The following is a 13,237-nucleotide window of genomic DNA, read 5'->3' as shown; positions in this document are numbered from 1 at the left end:
TGCGTCGTCGAGCGGCCCGGAACGTCACATCGCATCAGTGCAGTCTCCGATCAGAGCGGCACTTTCTTGAGCATCTCGATGCCAACCTGACCGGCCGCGATTTCGCGCAGCGCGACGACAGTCGGCTTGTCCTTGTTGTTCTCGAGCTTCGGCGTGTGACCTTGCGCCAGCTGACGGGCGCGGTAGGTCGCGGCGAGCGCGAGCTCGAAGCGATTCGGAATTTGTTTCAGGCAGTCTTCAACGGTAATTCGGGCCATAAGGAGGTTCCTTCTCAATGTAAGGCGTATTCTATCGCAGCCGACGCACCCTCGCGCAAAACGCTAACGCCGCACGCGGGCGCATCGTGCAATGATCGGTTACTCGTCTTCCTGGGGCGAATGAATGCCCAGTTCGACGAACAATTGCTCGTGGCGCGCACGCTGCGAAGCGAAGCGCAGACGCGTGGCCGTGACCACCGACTGGAGCTCGGCCAGCGCGCGCTGGAAGTCTTCGTTGATGATGATGAAGTCGGCCTCCGGCGCATGCGCCATCTCGCCGCCGGCGGCGAGCAGGCGTCGCGTGATCACGTTCGGCTCGTCCTGGCCGCGCTTTTTCAGACGCTCCTCGAGCGCGGCGATCGACGGCGGCAGAATGAAGATGCCGACCGCGTTGGTGAAGCGCTTGCGCACCTGTTGCGCGCCTTGCCAGTCGATCTCGAGCAGCACGTCGTGGCCGTCGCGCATCTGCTCTTCGATCCACACGCGCGAGGTGCCGTAGTAATTGCCATGCACTTCGGCGCTCTCGAGAAACTCTCCCTGCTTGCGACGCGCCAGGAAGTCCTCCGTCGTCAGGAAGTGATACTGCACACCGTTGTGCTCGCCGGGGCGAGGCGCGCGCGTGGTGCTCGAAATCGACAGGCGAATTTCGGCGTCCTGCGCGAGCAGCGCGTTCACGAGCGTGGACTTGCCCGCGCCCGAGGGGGCCACCACCATGAACAGGTTGCCGGGATACTCGGCGTGCAGGGCGGTTTGCGGGACTTGCGATTGCGCGGACATGCTGACTTACTCCAGATTTTGCACTTGCTCGCGCATCTGCTCGATGTAGAGCTTGAGCTCCATCGAGGCATCGGCGAGTTCCTTCGAAGCGGCCTTGGAGCCGAGCGTATTCGCTTCGCGATTGAGCTCCTGCATCATGAAGTCCAGCCGTTTGCCGACCAGCCCCCCCTTGTCGAGGATGTGGCGCGTCTCCTTCAGGTGGGCATCGAGCCGCGTGAGTTCTTCGGCCACGTCGATGCGCACGCCGTACATCGTCACTTCCTGACGGATGCGCTCCGCGATCTCTTCCTTGCCCGGCGCCGTGCTGCCTTCCGGCACGACCACGCCCAACGCTTCCTGCAGACGATCGACGATCTTCTGCTGCTGCCGCGCGATCAGATCGGGCACCAGCGGCTGCAGTCCGGCGAGGATCGCTTCCATGCGTTCGATGCGCTCGATGAGGCTTGCCTTGAGCTGCGCGCCTTCGCGCCTGCGCACGTCGACCAGTTCGCCGATGGCGGCGCGGCCCGCGTCGATCACGGCATCGCGCAGCGCGTCGGCGCTCACCGACTCCTCGCCGAGCACGCCGGGCCAGCGCAGGATTTCACCCGTGCGCATGCGCTCCGCGTCCGGAAACAGCTTGAGGACCTGCTGCTCCAGGTCGGCCAGTTGCCTGACCGCGTCGAGATTGAGCGCGCCGCCCGCGCCGTTCTCCGGGCGCTGCACGTTGATACGAATATCGACCTTGCCGCGCGAGAGCTTGCCAGTGAGTGCTTCGCGCAGCACCGGCTCGCACGCACGCGCTTCTTCGGGCATGCGAAATGCCAGGTCGAGAAAGCGCGAGTTGACCGTGCGCAATTCGACCGACACGCTCGCGCCTGCGGCTCCATCGGCATGCGCAATGTCGCGCGTGACGCTGGCGTAGCCGGTCATACTGTAGAGGTTGTTGTCTTTCATCGGGGTGACCGGCACCACCGGCCCGTGACGGTTTGCCAGCGGGACGAAGCAGTAACCGGATTCGCATGCAATGGATGAAACGCGATTATCGCATTTTCCGGCCCGGGCGCGCCGGGAAGCGCCCGCGGCGCCGGGCCATGCCGCCAAGCCGGGCGCATTTAGCGATACCATTCGGGTATTGCCGAATCCATTCCCCTCGCAGGACACTCACTCATGACGCAAATCACCCGCGCGGACGGCCGTGCGCAAGACGCGTTGCGCCCCGTGCGCATCACCCGCAACTACACCCGTTACGCCGAGGGCTCCGTGCTGATCGAATGCGGCGAGACCAAGGTCATCTGCACGGCGAGCGTCGAAGAAAAGGTGCCCAACTTCTTGCGCGACTCGGGCCAGGGCTGGCTTACCGCCGAGTACGGCATGCTGCCGCGGGCCACGCACACGCGCGGCGATCGCGAGGCCGCGCGCGGCAAGCAAAGCGGCCGCACGCAGGAAATTCAACGCCTGATCGGCCGTTCGCTGCGCGCCGTGTTCGACCTGCAGAAGTTCGGCCCGCGCACGATCCAGATCGACTGCGACGTGATCCAGGCGGACGGCGGCACCCGCTGCGCCTCGATCACCGGCGCGTTCGTCGCCGCGCATGACGCCGTCTCGAAGCTGCTCGCCGAAGGCAAGCTCGACGCATCGCCGATCCGCGCGCACGTCGCCGCCGTCTCCGTCGGTCTGTACCAGGGCCAGCCGGTGCTCGATCTGAACTACGCCGAGGACTCGGCGTGCGACACCGACATGAACGTCATCATGACCAGCGAAGGCGGGTTCGTGGAAATTCAGGGCACGGCCGAAGGCGCGCCCTTCACGCGCGCGCAGAGCGACGTGCTGCTCGATCTCGCGCATGCCGGCATCCGTCAACTGATCGACGCGCAAAAACGCGCGCTGGGAGTCTGACGATGGCCCTGCAAAAGATCGTGCTGGCCTCGAACAATCCGGGCAAGCTGCGCGAGTTCGCCTCGCTGTTCGAGCCGCTTGGCATCGAACTGGTCCCGCAGGGCATGCTCGGCGTGTCCGAGGCCGAAGAGCCGCATGTGACCTTCATCGAGAATGCACTCGCGAAGGCGCGCCATGCCGCCGCCGCGACCGGCCTGCCGGCGCTGGCCGACGACTCCGGCCTGTGCGTGCCGGTCCTCGGCGGCGCACCGGGCGTCTATTCCGCACGCTATGCCGCGCGCGCCGGCCGCGAAAAGTCGGACGCCGCCAACAACCGCCATCTGATCGAGCAACTCGCGCCGCATGCCGATACGCCGGGCTATCGCAATGCGTATTACTTCGCGGCGCTCGTACTCGTGCGCCATGCCGACGATCCGCAGCCGATCATTGCCGAAGGACGCTGGGACGGCGAGATCGTCGACACGCCGCGCGGCGCGCACGGCTTCGGCTACGACCCACACTTCCTGATCCGCTCGCTCGACCAGACGGCCGCCGAGCTCGATCCTGCCGTCAAGAACGCGCACAGCCATCGCGCACGCGCATTGCGCGTGCTGCTGGAAAAGCTGGGCCGGGAGGCCTGAGCGAGATGAGCGGTTCGAGCCAGTCCCCGTCGCCCGTACAGAACTTCCTGCGGCCCGGCAAGATCAGTCTGCCGGCGCTGCCGCCGATGTCGCTGTATGTGCACTTCCCGTGGTGCGTGCGCAAGTGTCCGTACTGCGATTTCAATTCGCATGAGTGGCGTGGCGAGGGCGGCGCGCAGGCGTTTCCCGAACAGGCCTATCTCGACGCATTGCGGCAGGATCTCGAGCAGGCGCTGCCGCTGGTGTGGGGCCGCCCCGTGCATACCGTCTTCATCGGTGGCGGCACGCCGAGCCTGCTCTCGGCGGCCGGGCTCGATCGCCTGCTCTCGGACCTGCGCGCCCTGCTCCCGCTCGACGCCGACGCCGAAATCACCATGGAGGCGAACCCCGGCACGTTCGAGGCCGACAAGTTCCGCAGCTTCCGCGCGAGTGGTGTCAATCGACTCTCGATCGGCATCCAGAGCTTCAACAGCGAGCATCTGAAGGCGCTCGGACGCATTCATGATGGCGACGAAGCGCGTCACGCCATCGAGATCGCGCAGGCGAACTTCGACAACTTCAATCTCGACCTGATGTTCGCGCTGCCGAACCAGACGCTGGCGCAGTGTCAGCAGGATGTGGAGACGGCGATCTCGTTCGCGCCGCCGCATCTGTCGCTGTATCACCTCACGCTCGAGCCCAACACGCAGTTCCACAAGTATCCGCCGGCGGTGCCCGACGAGGACGCCGCGGCGGACATGCAGGACTGGATCGCCGAGCGCACCGCGGCGGCAGGCTACGGGCACTACGAGGTGTCCGCATACGCGAAGCCGCATCGACGCGCGAAGCACAACGTGAACTACTGGGAGTTCGGCGACTATCTGGGCATCGGCGCCGGCGCGCACAGCAAGATTTCGTTTCCGCACCGTGTGCTGCGACAGATTCGTCACAAGCATCCGCAACGCTTCATGGAGGCCGCGGCGGCCGGCAATGCGATTCAGGAGACGCGCGAGGTCGATGCACGCGACCTGCCGTTTGAATTCATGCTCAACGCGCTGCGGCTCACCGAGGGCGTGAAAACCGAGCTGTTTGGCGAGCGCACCGGACTGCCGGTCGCGCGCATCGCGAAGGCACTGGACGAGGCCGTCAGGAAGGGGCTGCTCGCGGACGATCCGCAGCGTATCGCCCCGACCGAGCTCGGACAGCGCTTCCTCAACGATCTGCAAGGCATGTTTCTCGATCGCGAGGCCACCTGACGCGGCGGTCATTCGCGCCGCCCGCACCGCCCACCGGCGGCGCCGCAGCCAACGTCCGCCGTGCGAAACAATGCGACGCCTGAGAGACGTTGAGATATTTGACCGGGGGACGAAAGATAAATGGGACTAACCGGGATGATATGGGAAGAACCCGGACGGCCCCACAAAAAATGACTTGCAACGGGTGAAAATACGAACGGGCCGCGATTGGCCCGTTTCTTACTCAGCGAACATGTCTCCTTGGCGCCGGGCCATCTCCTCCTGGCGGACCGTTTTGACGATCTTGTATATCCACTGGAGAGAGACGCCGTACTTGCGGGCCAGCTCACTGTGATTTGCGCCGTTGAAATCGTCGTAAATCTGGCGATCACGCTGTGACAGTTTGTACGATAGCCCCATCGGGAAGTAGATATTCTGCCCGCCCCAATGCGCGGCCATACGGTCCGCAATCTCCCTCCCGACCTGTGTTGCCTTATCGGCATCGAGACCCGCGCTCTCCAGTAGCACGAGAACGCACTGTTCGGCCAGGTCAACCAGTAGCTCCGGCCCCTTGCTCTTGAAATCGCCTTTCAGGCGGCTGTCGTGGAAAGCACCCTCGGCCATGTCTATCTCCCTCGAGTCAAAATGTCGTTCAAACGATCCCATGCGGCATGCATCGGGTCGAATGTGCCCGCCGTGAACGCATGGCTGAGCGCCATATCCAACTGCGCACGCTCCACATCGGTAATTTCGCCAACCAGCGGCACCATGTTCCTTACAGCTTGCGGCAGGAACCGCATCGCCCAGCGTTTCATGGTCTCGATTAAGCGCTCCGCCTGCTCGCCATCGATCCACTGAAGTGCGTCGACGCCTGCGATGCGCTTAACGTAGGCCGCCAAGGCTTCCTCAGACGGATTCTTTACCGCCTGAAGCTCGTGTAGAAACAACCAAAGCGCCCGGATTTTCTTGCTCTGCCGGTCTTGTGCCAACGCACGGGACGGCTTCGCTTTGGAACGCACCTTAAAGCCGCAGCGCTTCATGTGCTCCAACACGCGCTCCAGGTCTGGAACGCTCAACTCCGCGCTGGAACCGCGCTTTCCAATACGTCGCAGGATCCCGCGATAAGTGTCGTCATCCATCGACAGGTCGCGCTTGGCGACGTGAATCAGGCGGATGAGGCGTTGGCGATCGGCAGGTTGGCTCATCGAGCTCACTCCAGGGCCAATGGCTGCCTTCGGTCCAGGTCTGAATGCACTCGTCAATCAACTGCTTTGCCGCCTGCAGGCGTTCGTCGAACACCAAATGCTCCTGGATCTGTCGGACGATCTTGAAACGGCCATCGAACGACAGCAGCGTGACGTTGCCCTTCACACCACCGAGCTTCACGCCGTATTGCTCGCCCGACATCTCGACAAACGCACCGATGTCACCGAAGGCTTTCGCCTTGAAATCGGCCAAGATTGTTGATGCCGACTTGGCGCGCTCAACCAGCTCACGGACCAATGCATCTCTTGCCTTGTCGATCGGCTTGACCATGTTCTCGGGGATCAGCCGTCCTTCCCCGTCACGCCAGTACCCGGCCGGAATCGTTTCGCTCATCTAGTGCTCCTTGCTCTCTGATTGCGTTGAGTTACTGCTGGCCAGACGTTCGTGAAATACGCGATGGGCGCCTCGGTCTACCAGTCGCTGAAGTTCCACGAAAAGCTGCAGGCCGCTCTGGGCAGCAACGAACGCAAGCTCGTCACGCTGGAGCATCTTCGTATGCTCTTCGGCATCAACGACATCTTCATCGGCGAGGCACTCGCCGGCGACGGTGCGACGGGGGACGTGTGGGGCGACAACATGATCCTCGCCTACGTGGCCAAGCCGGGTGCCGATCGATCGGCCGACTACGAAGAGCCGTCCTTCGGCTACACCCTGCGCAAGAAGGGCATGCCTGAGACGGACAAGTACGACGCCGAGGGCGGCAAGGTTCGCTTCGTACGCCACACCGACGTCTACAAGCCCGTGGTGGTCGGCGCTGATGCCGGCTATCTGATCGCAGACACGAACGCATGAGGTCGCCCATGAACACCCGAACCTATCGTGTGCGTGGCATCGATCTGCATCACGACGGCCAACGTGTCCCCGAAGGCGCCGAAGTCGTGCTCGACGATGCGGCAGCAGACAAGCTCCGCCGCTATCTCGAGCCGGTTGCGAGCCAGGGCGATGCAGTAAAGAAAGCTGCGGCAGAAAAGGCCGCCGCTGAGAAGGCCCAGGCTGAAAAGGAGGTGGCCGAGAAGGCTGCAGCAGAGAAAGCCGAGGCCGAGAACGCTGCAGCAAAGAAAGCTGCCGAAGAAAAAGCCGCTGCCGACAAGGCCGCGACCGAGGCGGCCAAGAAGGACAGTTCGTCGACCGGAGGTAAGCAATGAAAACGCAGCAGGTTGTACTGACCACGTCGGTCATCGCCGCGACGGATTTGATCCGTCGCCGTTTCGTCGCCTTCGACGGCACCGTATGCGCGGCTGGAGCCAAAGCACTGGGTGTCGTCGAGGCTGACACCGAAGCTGGCGGCGTGGCGCCCGCCAACATCCTCGGCGCAATCCTCGTTGAGGCGGGCGGCGCGATCGCCGCCGGCGCGGAGGTCGAGTCGGACGCAAGCGGTCGCGCCGTAACGAAGGCCGCCGGTACTTCCAACGGCTACGCCTGGGACAGTGCCGCCGCCGCTGGCGACCTCATTCGAATCGTGCGGAGCATCTGAGCATGGAGAACCAGCACAAGCACATTGCCGGCTATCAGACCGACGAGCATGGGTTCTTTCTGTATCCGGCCATCGCGCACGAGCTGTACCTGTCGCCAGGCGAATTCAACGTGCCCTACGGCGCGGTCGAAGTGCAACCGCCAGCCGTCGAAGGTGGCAAGGTGCAGATGTGGGATGGAGCGGCGTGGTCGGTCGTGGAAGACCATCGCACCAAGAAGCTCTATGTCGCCGAGAGCGGTCGTGAATACCAGCTTGGCACCACAGTGGAAGTTGACGGTGACAGCGTCACCTATTATGGCGGTGGCCCCATTCCTTCTTGGCTGACAGAAACGGCTCCCGAGGTGCACATTGAAGTTGCCGGAACGCTTGAGGAAGGGCAATGATCGCCATCGTCCTTTCCGTTCTATGTGCCGCCATTGTGCTTGCTGCGAAATGCACGATCATTGCCGTTGCGATCTCCTTGCTCGATCGCTGTCTTACGGCCAGCTCGCCGCCCGACTCCATTCCTCGCCGCCTGTTCGTGATCATCGCGGTCATCGGGTATCCCGCCTATGTCGTTGCGACCTGGGCTGTCGTCGTCTTTGCCGTGCTGTGCGTGAACTGGTGGGCAGTGCTGCTCGCCGATGACGACGGCAACCTGCCGAGTTGGCTGCGCTGGTTCCAGACGTTTGACGCATCGATCGATGCGGGGTGGAGGGACGGTTATTTTCCGACCGAGTGGGGAGAGACGCCGCGAATGCGCTATTTGGCTCGCGTGCTCTGGCTGCTACGCAACCCGGCATATGGACTGGACTACTGGCTCTTCGGTCTGACCTTTGACGCGCGAGGTTGGCGCGTCCTGGCCAACATCGAGCGGGATGACCTGGTGCTGTTCTTTGCTGTGGGCAACGGCGTGAATTTGTACTATCACGGGCCCCTCGGCGAAGCGAAGATTGGCTGGAAAGCTTGGAACTACTGGTTGGGGAACGCTTGGCGCGAAACGCCGTGGGGCCCGGCTTGGCAGATTCCTGTATGCGCCACATACAACCCGTTCAAGCGACGGGTTTCGGCCGCATAGTAATTTAGAAGAAAAGACGCGGCGACGCGGTCGGTGCGCTAACACCGGCCGCGTCCCGCCCTCGCAGAAGAGTCCTGCAAGTTAGGCAAGGCCGCGTACCCCTGCAGAGGCGGCGTAAGCCTATCACATATGACGCACGATAAATGCACATCGCAACACCCATCATCCCGTGGCTCGGCGGCAAACGCCGTCTCGCGGACAAGCTGCTACCGCTCTTTCCGCCGCATGAGTGCTACGTGGAAGTGTTTTGTGGCGGGGCAGCCCTCTATTTTTTGCGCCCGATTCCCGCTCACGTCGAGGTAATCAACGATATCAACGGTGAGCTGGTGAACCTATACCGGGTTGTGCAACACCACCTCGAAGAGTTTGTCCGCCAGTTCAAATGGGCGATTTCCAGTCGACAGGTATTTGAATGGCAAAAGATGACGTCGCCGGCGACGCTGACAGACATACAGCGCGCGGCGCGCTTCTACTACCTGCAACACCACGCGTTCGGTGGAAAGATCGACGGGCAGACATTTGGCACCGCGACGACTGCTCCGACGGTCAATCTTCTGCGCATTGAAGAACAGCTTTCGGCGGCCCACCTGCGCCTCGCTGGCACCACCGTCGAAAACCTGTCGTGGCACGACTGCATGCGCCGCTATGATCGCGCGCATACGTTCTTCTATCTTGACCCTCCCTATTGGCAGACGGAGGGGTACGGCGTGCCGTTTGAGTTTAGTGAGTATGAGCGCATGGCTGCGATCATGCGGGAGTGTAGGGGCAAGGTGATGTTATCCATCAACGATCATCCCGACATCCGGGAAGCCTTCGCGGGACTCCAGATCGCGGAACTGGACATCCGGTACTCGGTTGCCAACGCACGCGGCACGCCTCAGACCAGTAAAGAGCTGGTCATCATGAATTGGGAGGCCGAGGTGTTTGGCGGCCTATTCTGATTCGAACAGGCGAAATCGAACGCGCAGGGCATGAAATTCTCTTGCAGATGCTGGAAAATACATCACGCCCTGTTTATCGCGCGAAACGCGCTTGATTTGTCGCGCCGCGCTTCAGACGCCATTCGGCGTCGCATTTTTTCGCTGTCCGCCTCCCTCGCTCATCTCCCGCTCATCTCCCGCCCATCCCCGCTCACCCCCGCTCATCCCCCGACAACCGTCCCCATCTCCCGGAGCGCCTTGCGGATGATCTTGCCGGTGACGGTCATCGGCAACTCCGGCAGAAAGACGACCTTGCGCGGATACTCGTGCGCCGCGAGCCGGTTCCTGACGAAGCGCTGAATGTCCTGCGCGAGGTCGTCCGACGGCTCATGTCCTTCGCGCAGCACCACGAAGGCCTTCACGATCTCGGTGCGAAGCTCGTCGGGCTCGCCGACCACGGCAGCGAACTGCACGGACGGATGGCGGATCAGGCAGTCCTCGATCGGCCCCGGGCCGATGCGATAGCCCGCGCTGGTGATGACATCGTCCGAGCGTCCGGTAAAGGTGATGTAGCCCTGTTCGTCGATGAACCCGGAGTCGCCGGTGAGCAGGTAGTCGCCGCGAAACTTTTCCATCGTGGCGTCCGGGTTGTGCCAGTAGCCGAGGAACATCACGGGGTTGGGCCGCGCGATGGCGATATTGCCGACCGTGCCGACGGGCAGCGGGTTGCCGTCGTCGTCGACGATCGCCACGGCGTGGCCGCGCACCGCGCGCCCGATCGCGCCGGGCAGCGCGGGAAACTCGGCCGCGCATGACGACACGACCATATTGCACTCGGTCTGCCCGTAGAACTCGTTGATGTCGACGCCGAGATGCTCGCGGCCCCACGCCAGCAACTCCGGCCCGAGCGATTCCCCGCCGCTTGCCACCGAGCGCAGCTGCAGCGGCCAATGCTCGCGCGGCGACGGGACCGTGCGCAGCATCTTGAGCGCGGTGGGCGGCAAGAAGGTGTTGCGCACGCCGTGACGCGCCATCAGATCGAACGCCGCGACCGGATCGAACTTCTCGAACCGGCGCGAGAGCACGGGCACGCCGTGGTGCAGCGCGGGCAGCAGCACGTCGAGCAGCCCGCCGATCCAGGCCCAGTCGGCGGGAGTCCAGATCAGGTCGCCCTCTTGCGGGAAACCGTTGTGCGACGTCTCCACGCCCGGCAGGTGGCCGAGCAGCACGCGGTGCGCATGCAGCGCACCCTTCGGCTTGCCGGTCGTGCCTGAGGTGTAGATGATCAGCGCGGGCGCATCCGCCCGGGTTTGGACCGCGTCGAAGTGCGTGTCGCGCGCGGCGATCGCGGGCCACAGGGCGAGCAGACCGTCTTCGGCAACGCCCCAGTCCTGGTCCTCGGCCACGTGGTGATGCGCTTCGGGCAGGTCGTCGTGCACGACATAGACAAGCCGCAGATCGGGCAGCTCAGCGCGAATGTCGTCGATCTTGCCGATGCTCGCGAGGTCGGTCACCAGCACCGTCGCACCGGAATTCTGCAGCCGGTAGGCGAGCGCTTCCGGGCCGAAGAGCGTGAACAGCGGCACGGCGATCGCCCCGAGCTTGTATGCGGCCACATGGGCGACGAGCGTTGCGGGCGACTGGGGCAGAAAGATGCCGATGCGATCCCCCGTCTTCACGCCGTTGGCGCGCCATTCGTTGGCAAGCTGGTTGGATAGTTGCTTGAGGACGTCGAACGTGAGACGCACATGCGAGCCGTCGGCGCTCTCGTGTATGAGCGCGAGACGGTTGCTGCCGTCGGCCCACTTGTCACAGACGTCGACGCCGATGTTGAACATCGTCGGGATCTGCCAGCTGAAGCCGCCGGCAGGGCAATCGACGAGGCGTTGGCCGCCGGCGTCTGAAGACGTCTCGTGGGCGGGGGTACGGGAGGTGTCGGCATCCATGCGCTGTCTCCGGGTCATGTCTGGCCTCGCACGGTGCGCGAAGGGCGTTCACCGCACGTCTTCAAGCATGATGCATGCCGGGCGCGGACAAGACAAGGGGCGACGGGCAAACTCGCGACAATCAGCGCAATGTGAAGCGATCTGGATGAGCTGAAGGCTTCATCAAGGCTTCACATGGCGCAATGAGCGGGTATAATGCGCGCTGCCGTGCGGTACCGCTGTGCGCCGGAAGTCCGGCGCCGATTCTCCCGGACCGCGCGCATCCCAGGCCGTCGCTCGAGACGGCATCTCCTGCCGCGACGCTGCGTCGCGCGCAACGCCCCGGAGGCGTGCCAGAGTGGTTTAATGGACTGGTCTTGAAAACCAGCGAAGGGGCAACCCTTCCGTGAGTTCGAATCTCACCGCCTCCGCCAGAACCCCGTTCGATGCGCGAGCCCGCGCGCGAGCCATGGTGCCCAGACCGCCCGCGTCTGGCCATTTCTACAGGCCGCTGCAGTTTTTCCACTTCTCCCCCACCTCGCGGCATGGGCGCGCGCCACTCGCCCTTTGGCATGGCAATTGCGTGCCCGTGAGCGGCACGTCAGTCGCTTACGAGGAGAGCCCATGGAAAGCTTGACGAATCTACTGGATGCAAAAGGCACGCCGCTCGACAGACAGCGGTTTACATGGAAAGAGATGGCCGGCAAGCCGATCAGCAAGCTCGACGACGACGCTTTCACGCGCGTGCGAGTGATTCTGATGAACGGCGTCGAGAGTGACGCATTGCGCCTCAAACACATCCTCTCGCGCATGTGCGGTGAACTGCGTCTGCCGCTCGCGCAGGTCCGGCGCGTCGAGCAGCACCAGGCCACCATGGTCAACTGGCTGCTCTCGGCCGATCATTCGCCAATCGAGACCACCATCGCATACGAGCAGGTCGCGGTGGAAGTCACCGCGGCGGTCGCGCAGGCCGAGCCCGACCCGTATCAGGCGCAAACCTATCGGTTCGGCCTGCTCGAAGACTTCGACCATCTCTATCGCTACTCGGCGCTGCTCGATCGCGTCGAAGGCAAGGACGCGAACAACATCCTGCAGGGCTATACCGACATCGTGCCCGGGCGCCCGACCCGCATCGAGCATCGCGCCCCCGAAGACGACATCCGCAACGCCTACGACCGCCAGCAGGCAGCGCTCATCACGAAAATACACTCGGCGATGATCACCGCAGCCGAATACCAGACGCACGACTACTACATGAACGTCGGGCCAACCTTCGCCGATCCGGTCGCACGCGCGCTCTACGCCGAGATCGCCTCCATCGAGGAGCAGCACGTCACCCAGTACGGCTGCCTGGCCGATCCGCGGGAATCGCCACTGGAGAAGTGGCTCGTGCACGAAGCAATGGAGGCCTACGGCTATTACAGCTGCGTCGCGCACGAACCCAATCCGCGCATCAAGGCCATCTGGGAGCGCTTTTTGGACTACGAGCTCGGGCACCTGAACCTCGTGTGCGAGCTGTTCAAGCAGCATGAGCGGCGCGACCCTGCCGAAGTGCTGGCCGGACCGTTGCCGAAACCGATCGACATGCGCAGCCAGCGCGATTTCGTGCGCGGCGTGCTGCACGCCGAAGTGCAGATGGGATCGAAGGGAACCGAGTATGTGCAGTCGACGCACGACTCGGAGGCCTCGCGCGCGTACCGCGACGGGCTCAACGCGGACGGCTCGCCGACCGACACCGTCGCCGCCGGCTACCAGTGGAAGCCCGGCACGGAACTCAACGTGAAGGCCGGTTGATCGCCATTTGCGAGCCACCCGGGCCGTAGCCCCCACATACGACTTTGAGGAAAGA

At 63.5% G+C, this 13,237-nt stretch carries 17 protein-coding genes and 1 tRNA gene; 11 read left to right on the top strand and 7 right to left on the bottom strand.

What is annotated here, in order from left to right; genetic code table 11:
* Positions 1-50 precede the first annotated feature (50 nt).
* From rpoZ to PNO31109_RS11840, 3 genes are all read right to left on the bottom strand, one after another.
* Positions 51-257 carry a DNA-directed RNA polymerase subunit omega gene (gene rpoZ / locus PNO31109_RS11850; RefSeq protein WP_039397582.1) on the bottom strand — a complete coding sequence of 69 codons (207 nt, stop codon included), beginning with the start codon at positions 255-257 and terminating at the stop codon, positions 51-53.
* 99 nt (positions 258-356) lie between these two features.
* Positions 357-1,034: a guanylate kinase gene (gmk, locus tag PNO31109_RS11845; RefSeq protein ID WP_150555721.1), complete on the bottom strand. Its 678-nt coding sequence runs from the start codon at positions 1,032-1,034 to the stop codon at positions 357-359.
* A gap of 6 nt (positions 1,035-1,040) precedes the next feature.
* Positions 1,041-1,970, bottom strand: a complete 930-nt coding sequence (locus PNO31109_RS11840) for a YicC/YloC family endoribonuclease (RefSeq protein WP_174966367.1) — start codon at positions 1,968-1,970, stop codon at positions 1,041-1,043.
* Between the two features lie 213 nt (positions 1,971-2,183).
* Between PNO31109_RS11840 and rph the strand changes: the two genes are divergently transcribed.
* From rph to hemW, 3 genes are read left to right on the top strand one after another with little or no spacing between them, the layout of a single operon-like run.
* A complete protein-coding gene (gene rph, locus PNO31109_RS11835) occupies positions 2,184-2,912 on the top strand; it encodes a ribonuclease PH (protein WP_150555720.1) in 729 nt (242 codons plus the stop codon).
* Between the two features lie 2 nt (positions 2,913-2,914).
* Positions 2,915-3,532 (top strand): RdgB/HAM1 family non-canonical purine NTP pyrophosphatase, encoded by a 618-nt coding sequence (rdgB, locus tag PNO31109_RS11830; protein ID WP_150555719.1) that lies wholly within the window; start codon positions 2,915-2,917, stop codon positions 3,530-3,532.
* A gap of 5 nt (positions 3,533-3,537) precedes the next feature.
* Entirely contained in the window at positions 3,538-4,767 is a 1,230-nt protein-coding gene (gene hemW / locus PNO31109_RS11825) for a radical SAM family heme chaperone HemW (protein ID WP_150555718.1), read from the top strand.
* A 219-nt stretch (positions 4,768-4,986) separates the two neighbouring features.
* Here the strand turns inward: hemW and PNO31109_RS11820 are convergent, their stop codons facing one another.
* From PNO31109_RS11820 to PNO31109_RS11810, 3 genes are read right to left on the bottom strand one after another with little or no spacing between them, the layout of a single operon-like run.
* Positions 4,987-5,370: a Mor transcription activator family protein gene (locus PNO31109_RS11820; protein WP_241014188.1), complete on the bottom strand. Its 384-nt coding sequence runs from the start codon at positions 5,368-5,370 to the stop codon at positions 4,987-4,989.
* 2 nt (positions 5,371-5,372) lie between these two features.
* Positions 5,373-5,951 (bottom strand): gp16 family protein, encoded by a 579-nt coding sequence (locus tag PNO31109_RS11815; RefSeq protein ID WP_150555717.1) that lies wholly within the window; start codon positions 5,949-5,951, stop codon positions 5,373-5,375.
* Entirely contained in the window at positions 5,878-6,345 is a 468-nt protein-coding gene (locus tag PNO31109_RS11810) for a DUF3164 family protein (RefSeq protein WP_150555716.1), read from the bottom strand. Before PNO31109_RS11810 ends, PNO31109_RS11815 begins: the two co-directional genes overlap by 74 nt.
* Before the next feature lie 51 nt (positions 6,346-6,396).
* Here PNO31109_RS11810 and PNO31109_RS11805 point away from each other — a divergent pair, with 51 nt between their 5' ends.
* The 6 genes from PNO31109_RS11805 (at position 6,397) to PNO31109_RS11780 (ending at position 9,484) form a co-directional block, all read left to right on the top strand.
* Entirely contained in the window at positions 6,397-6,804 is a 408-nt protein-coding gene (locus tag PNO31109_RS11805) for a hypothetical protein (RefSeq protein ID WP_206111346.1), read from the top strand.
* An 8-nt stretch (positions 6,805-6,812) separates the two neighbouring features.
* Positions 6,813-7,157, top strand: a complete 345-nt coding sequence (locus PNO31109_RS11800) for a hypothetical protein (protein ID WP_150555715.1) — start codon at positions 6,813-6,815, stop codon at positions 7,155-7,157.
* Positions 7,154-7,486: a capsid cement protein gene (locus PNO31109_RS11795; RefSeq protein ID WP_150555714.1), complete on the top strand. Its 333-nt coding sequence runs from the start codon at positions 7,154-7,156 to the stop codon at positions 7,484-7,486. The genes PNO31109_RS11800 and PNO31109_RS11795 overlap by 4 nt, the downstream gene beginning before the upstream one ends.
* 2 nt (positions 7,487-7,488) lie before the next feature.
* Positions 7,489-7,869: a phage tail protein gene (locus PNO31109_RS11790; protein WP_150555713.1), complete on the top strand. Its 381-nt coding sequence runs from the start codon at positions 7,489-7,491 to the stop codon at positions 7,867-7,869.
* Positions 7,866-8,543, top strand: coding sequence for a DUF7338 family protein (locus PNO31109_RS11785; protein ID WP_150555712.1), 678 nt, complete (start codon positions 7,866-7,868; stop codon positions 8,541-8,543). The genes PNO31109_RS11790 and PNO31109_RS11785 overlap by 4 nt, the downstream gene beginning before the upstream one ends.
* Before the next feature lie 149 nt (positions 8,544-8,692).
* Complete coding sequence (locus PNO31109_RS11780) at positions 8,693-9,484, top strand: DNA adenine methylase (RefSeq protein WP_150555829.1); 792 nt, start codon at positions 8,693-8,695, stop codon at positions 9,482-9,484.
* A gap of 200 nt (positions 9,485-9,684) precedes the next feature.
* Here the strand turns inward: PNO31109_RS11780 and PNO31109_RS11775 are convergent, their stop codons facing one another.
* Positions 9,685-11,409 carry an acyl-CoA synthetase gene (locus PNO31109_RS11775; RefSeq protein WP_150555711.1) on the bottom strand — a complete coding sequence of 575 codons (1,725 nt, stop codon included), beginning with the start codon at positions 11,407-11,409 and terminating at the stop codon, positions 9,685-9,687.
* A 323-nt stretch (positions 11,410-11,732) separates the two neighbouring features.
* Between PNO31109_RS11775 and PNO31109_RS11770 the strand changes: the two genes are divergently transcribed.
* A tRNA-Ser gene (locus PNO31109_RS11770) sits at positions 11,733-11,822 on the top strand.
* A gap of 190 nt (positions 11,823-12,012) precedes the next feature.
* Positions 12,013-13,182, top strand: a complete 1,170-nt coding sequence (locus tag PNO31109_RS11765; protein ID WP_150555710.1) for a hypothetical protein — start codon at positions 12,013-12,015, stop codon at positions 13,180-13,182.
* The last annotated feature ends 55 nt before the right edge of the window (positions 13,183-13,237 follow it).

It is taken from the genome of Pandoraea nosoerga (assembly GCF_902459585.1).
Classification (GTDB): domain Bacteria; phylum Pseudomonadota; class Gammaproteobacteria; order Burkholderiales; family Burkholderiaceae; genus Pandoraea; species Pandoraea nosoerga.
The sequence above is the reverse complement of the archived record's forward strand: the minus strand, read 5'-3'. Positions and strand labels throughout refer to the sequence as shown.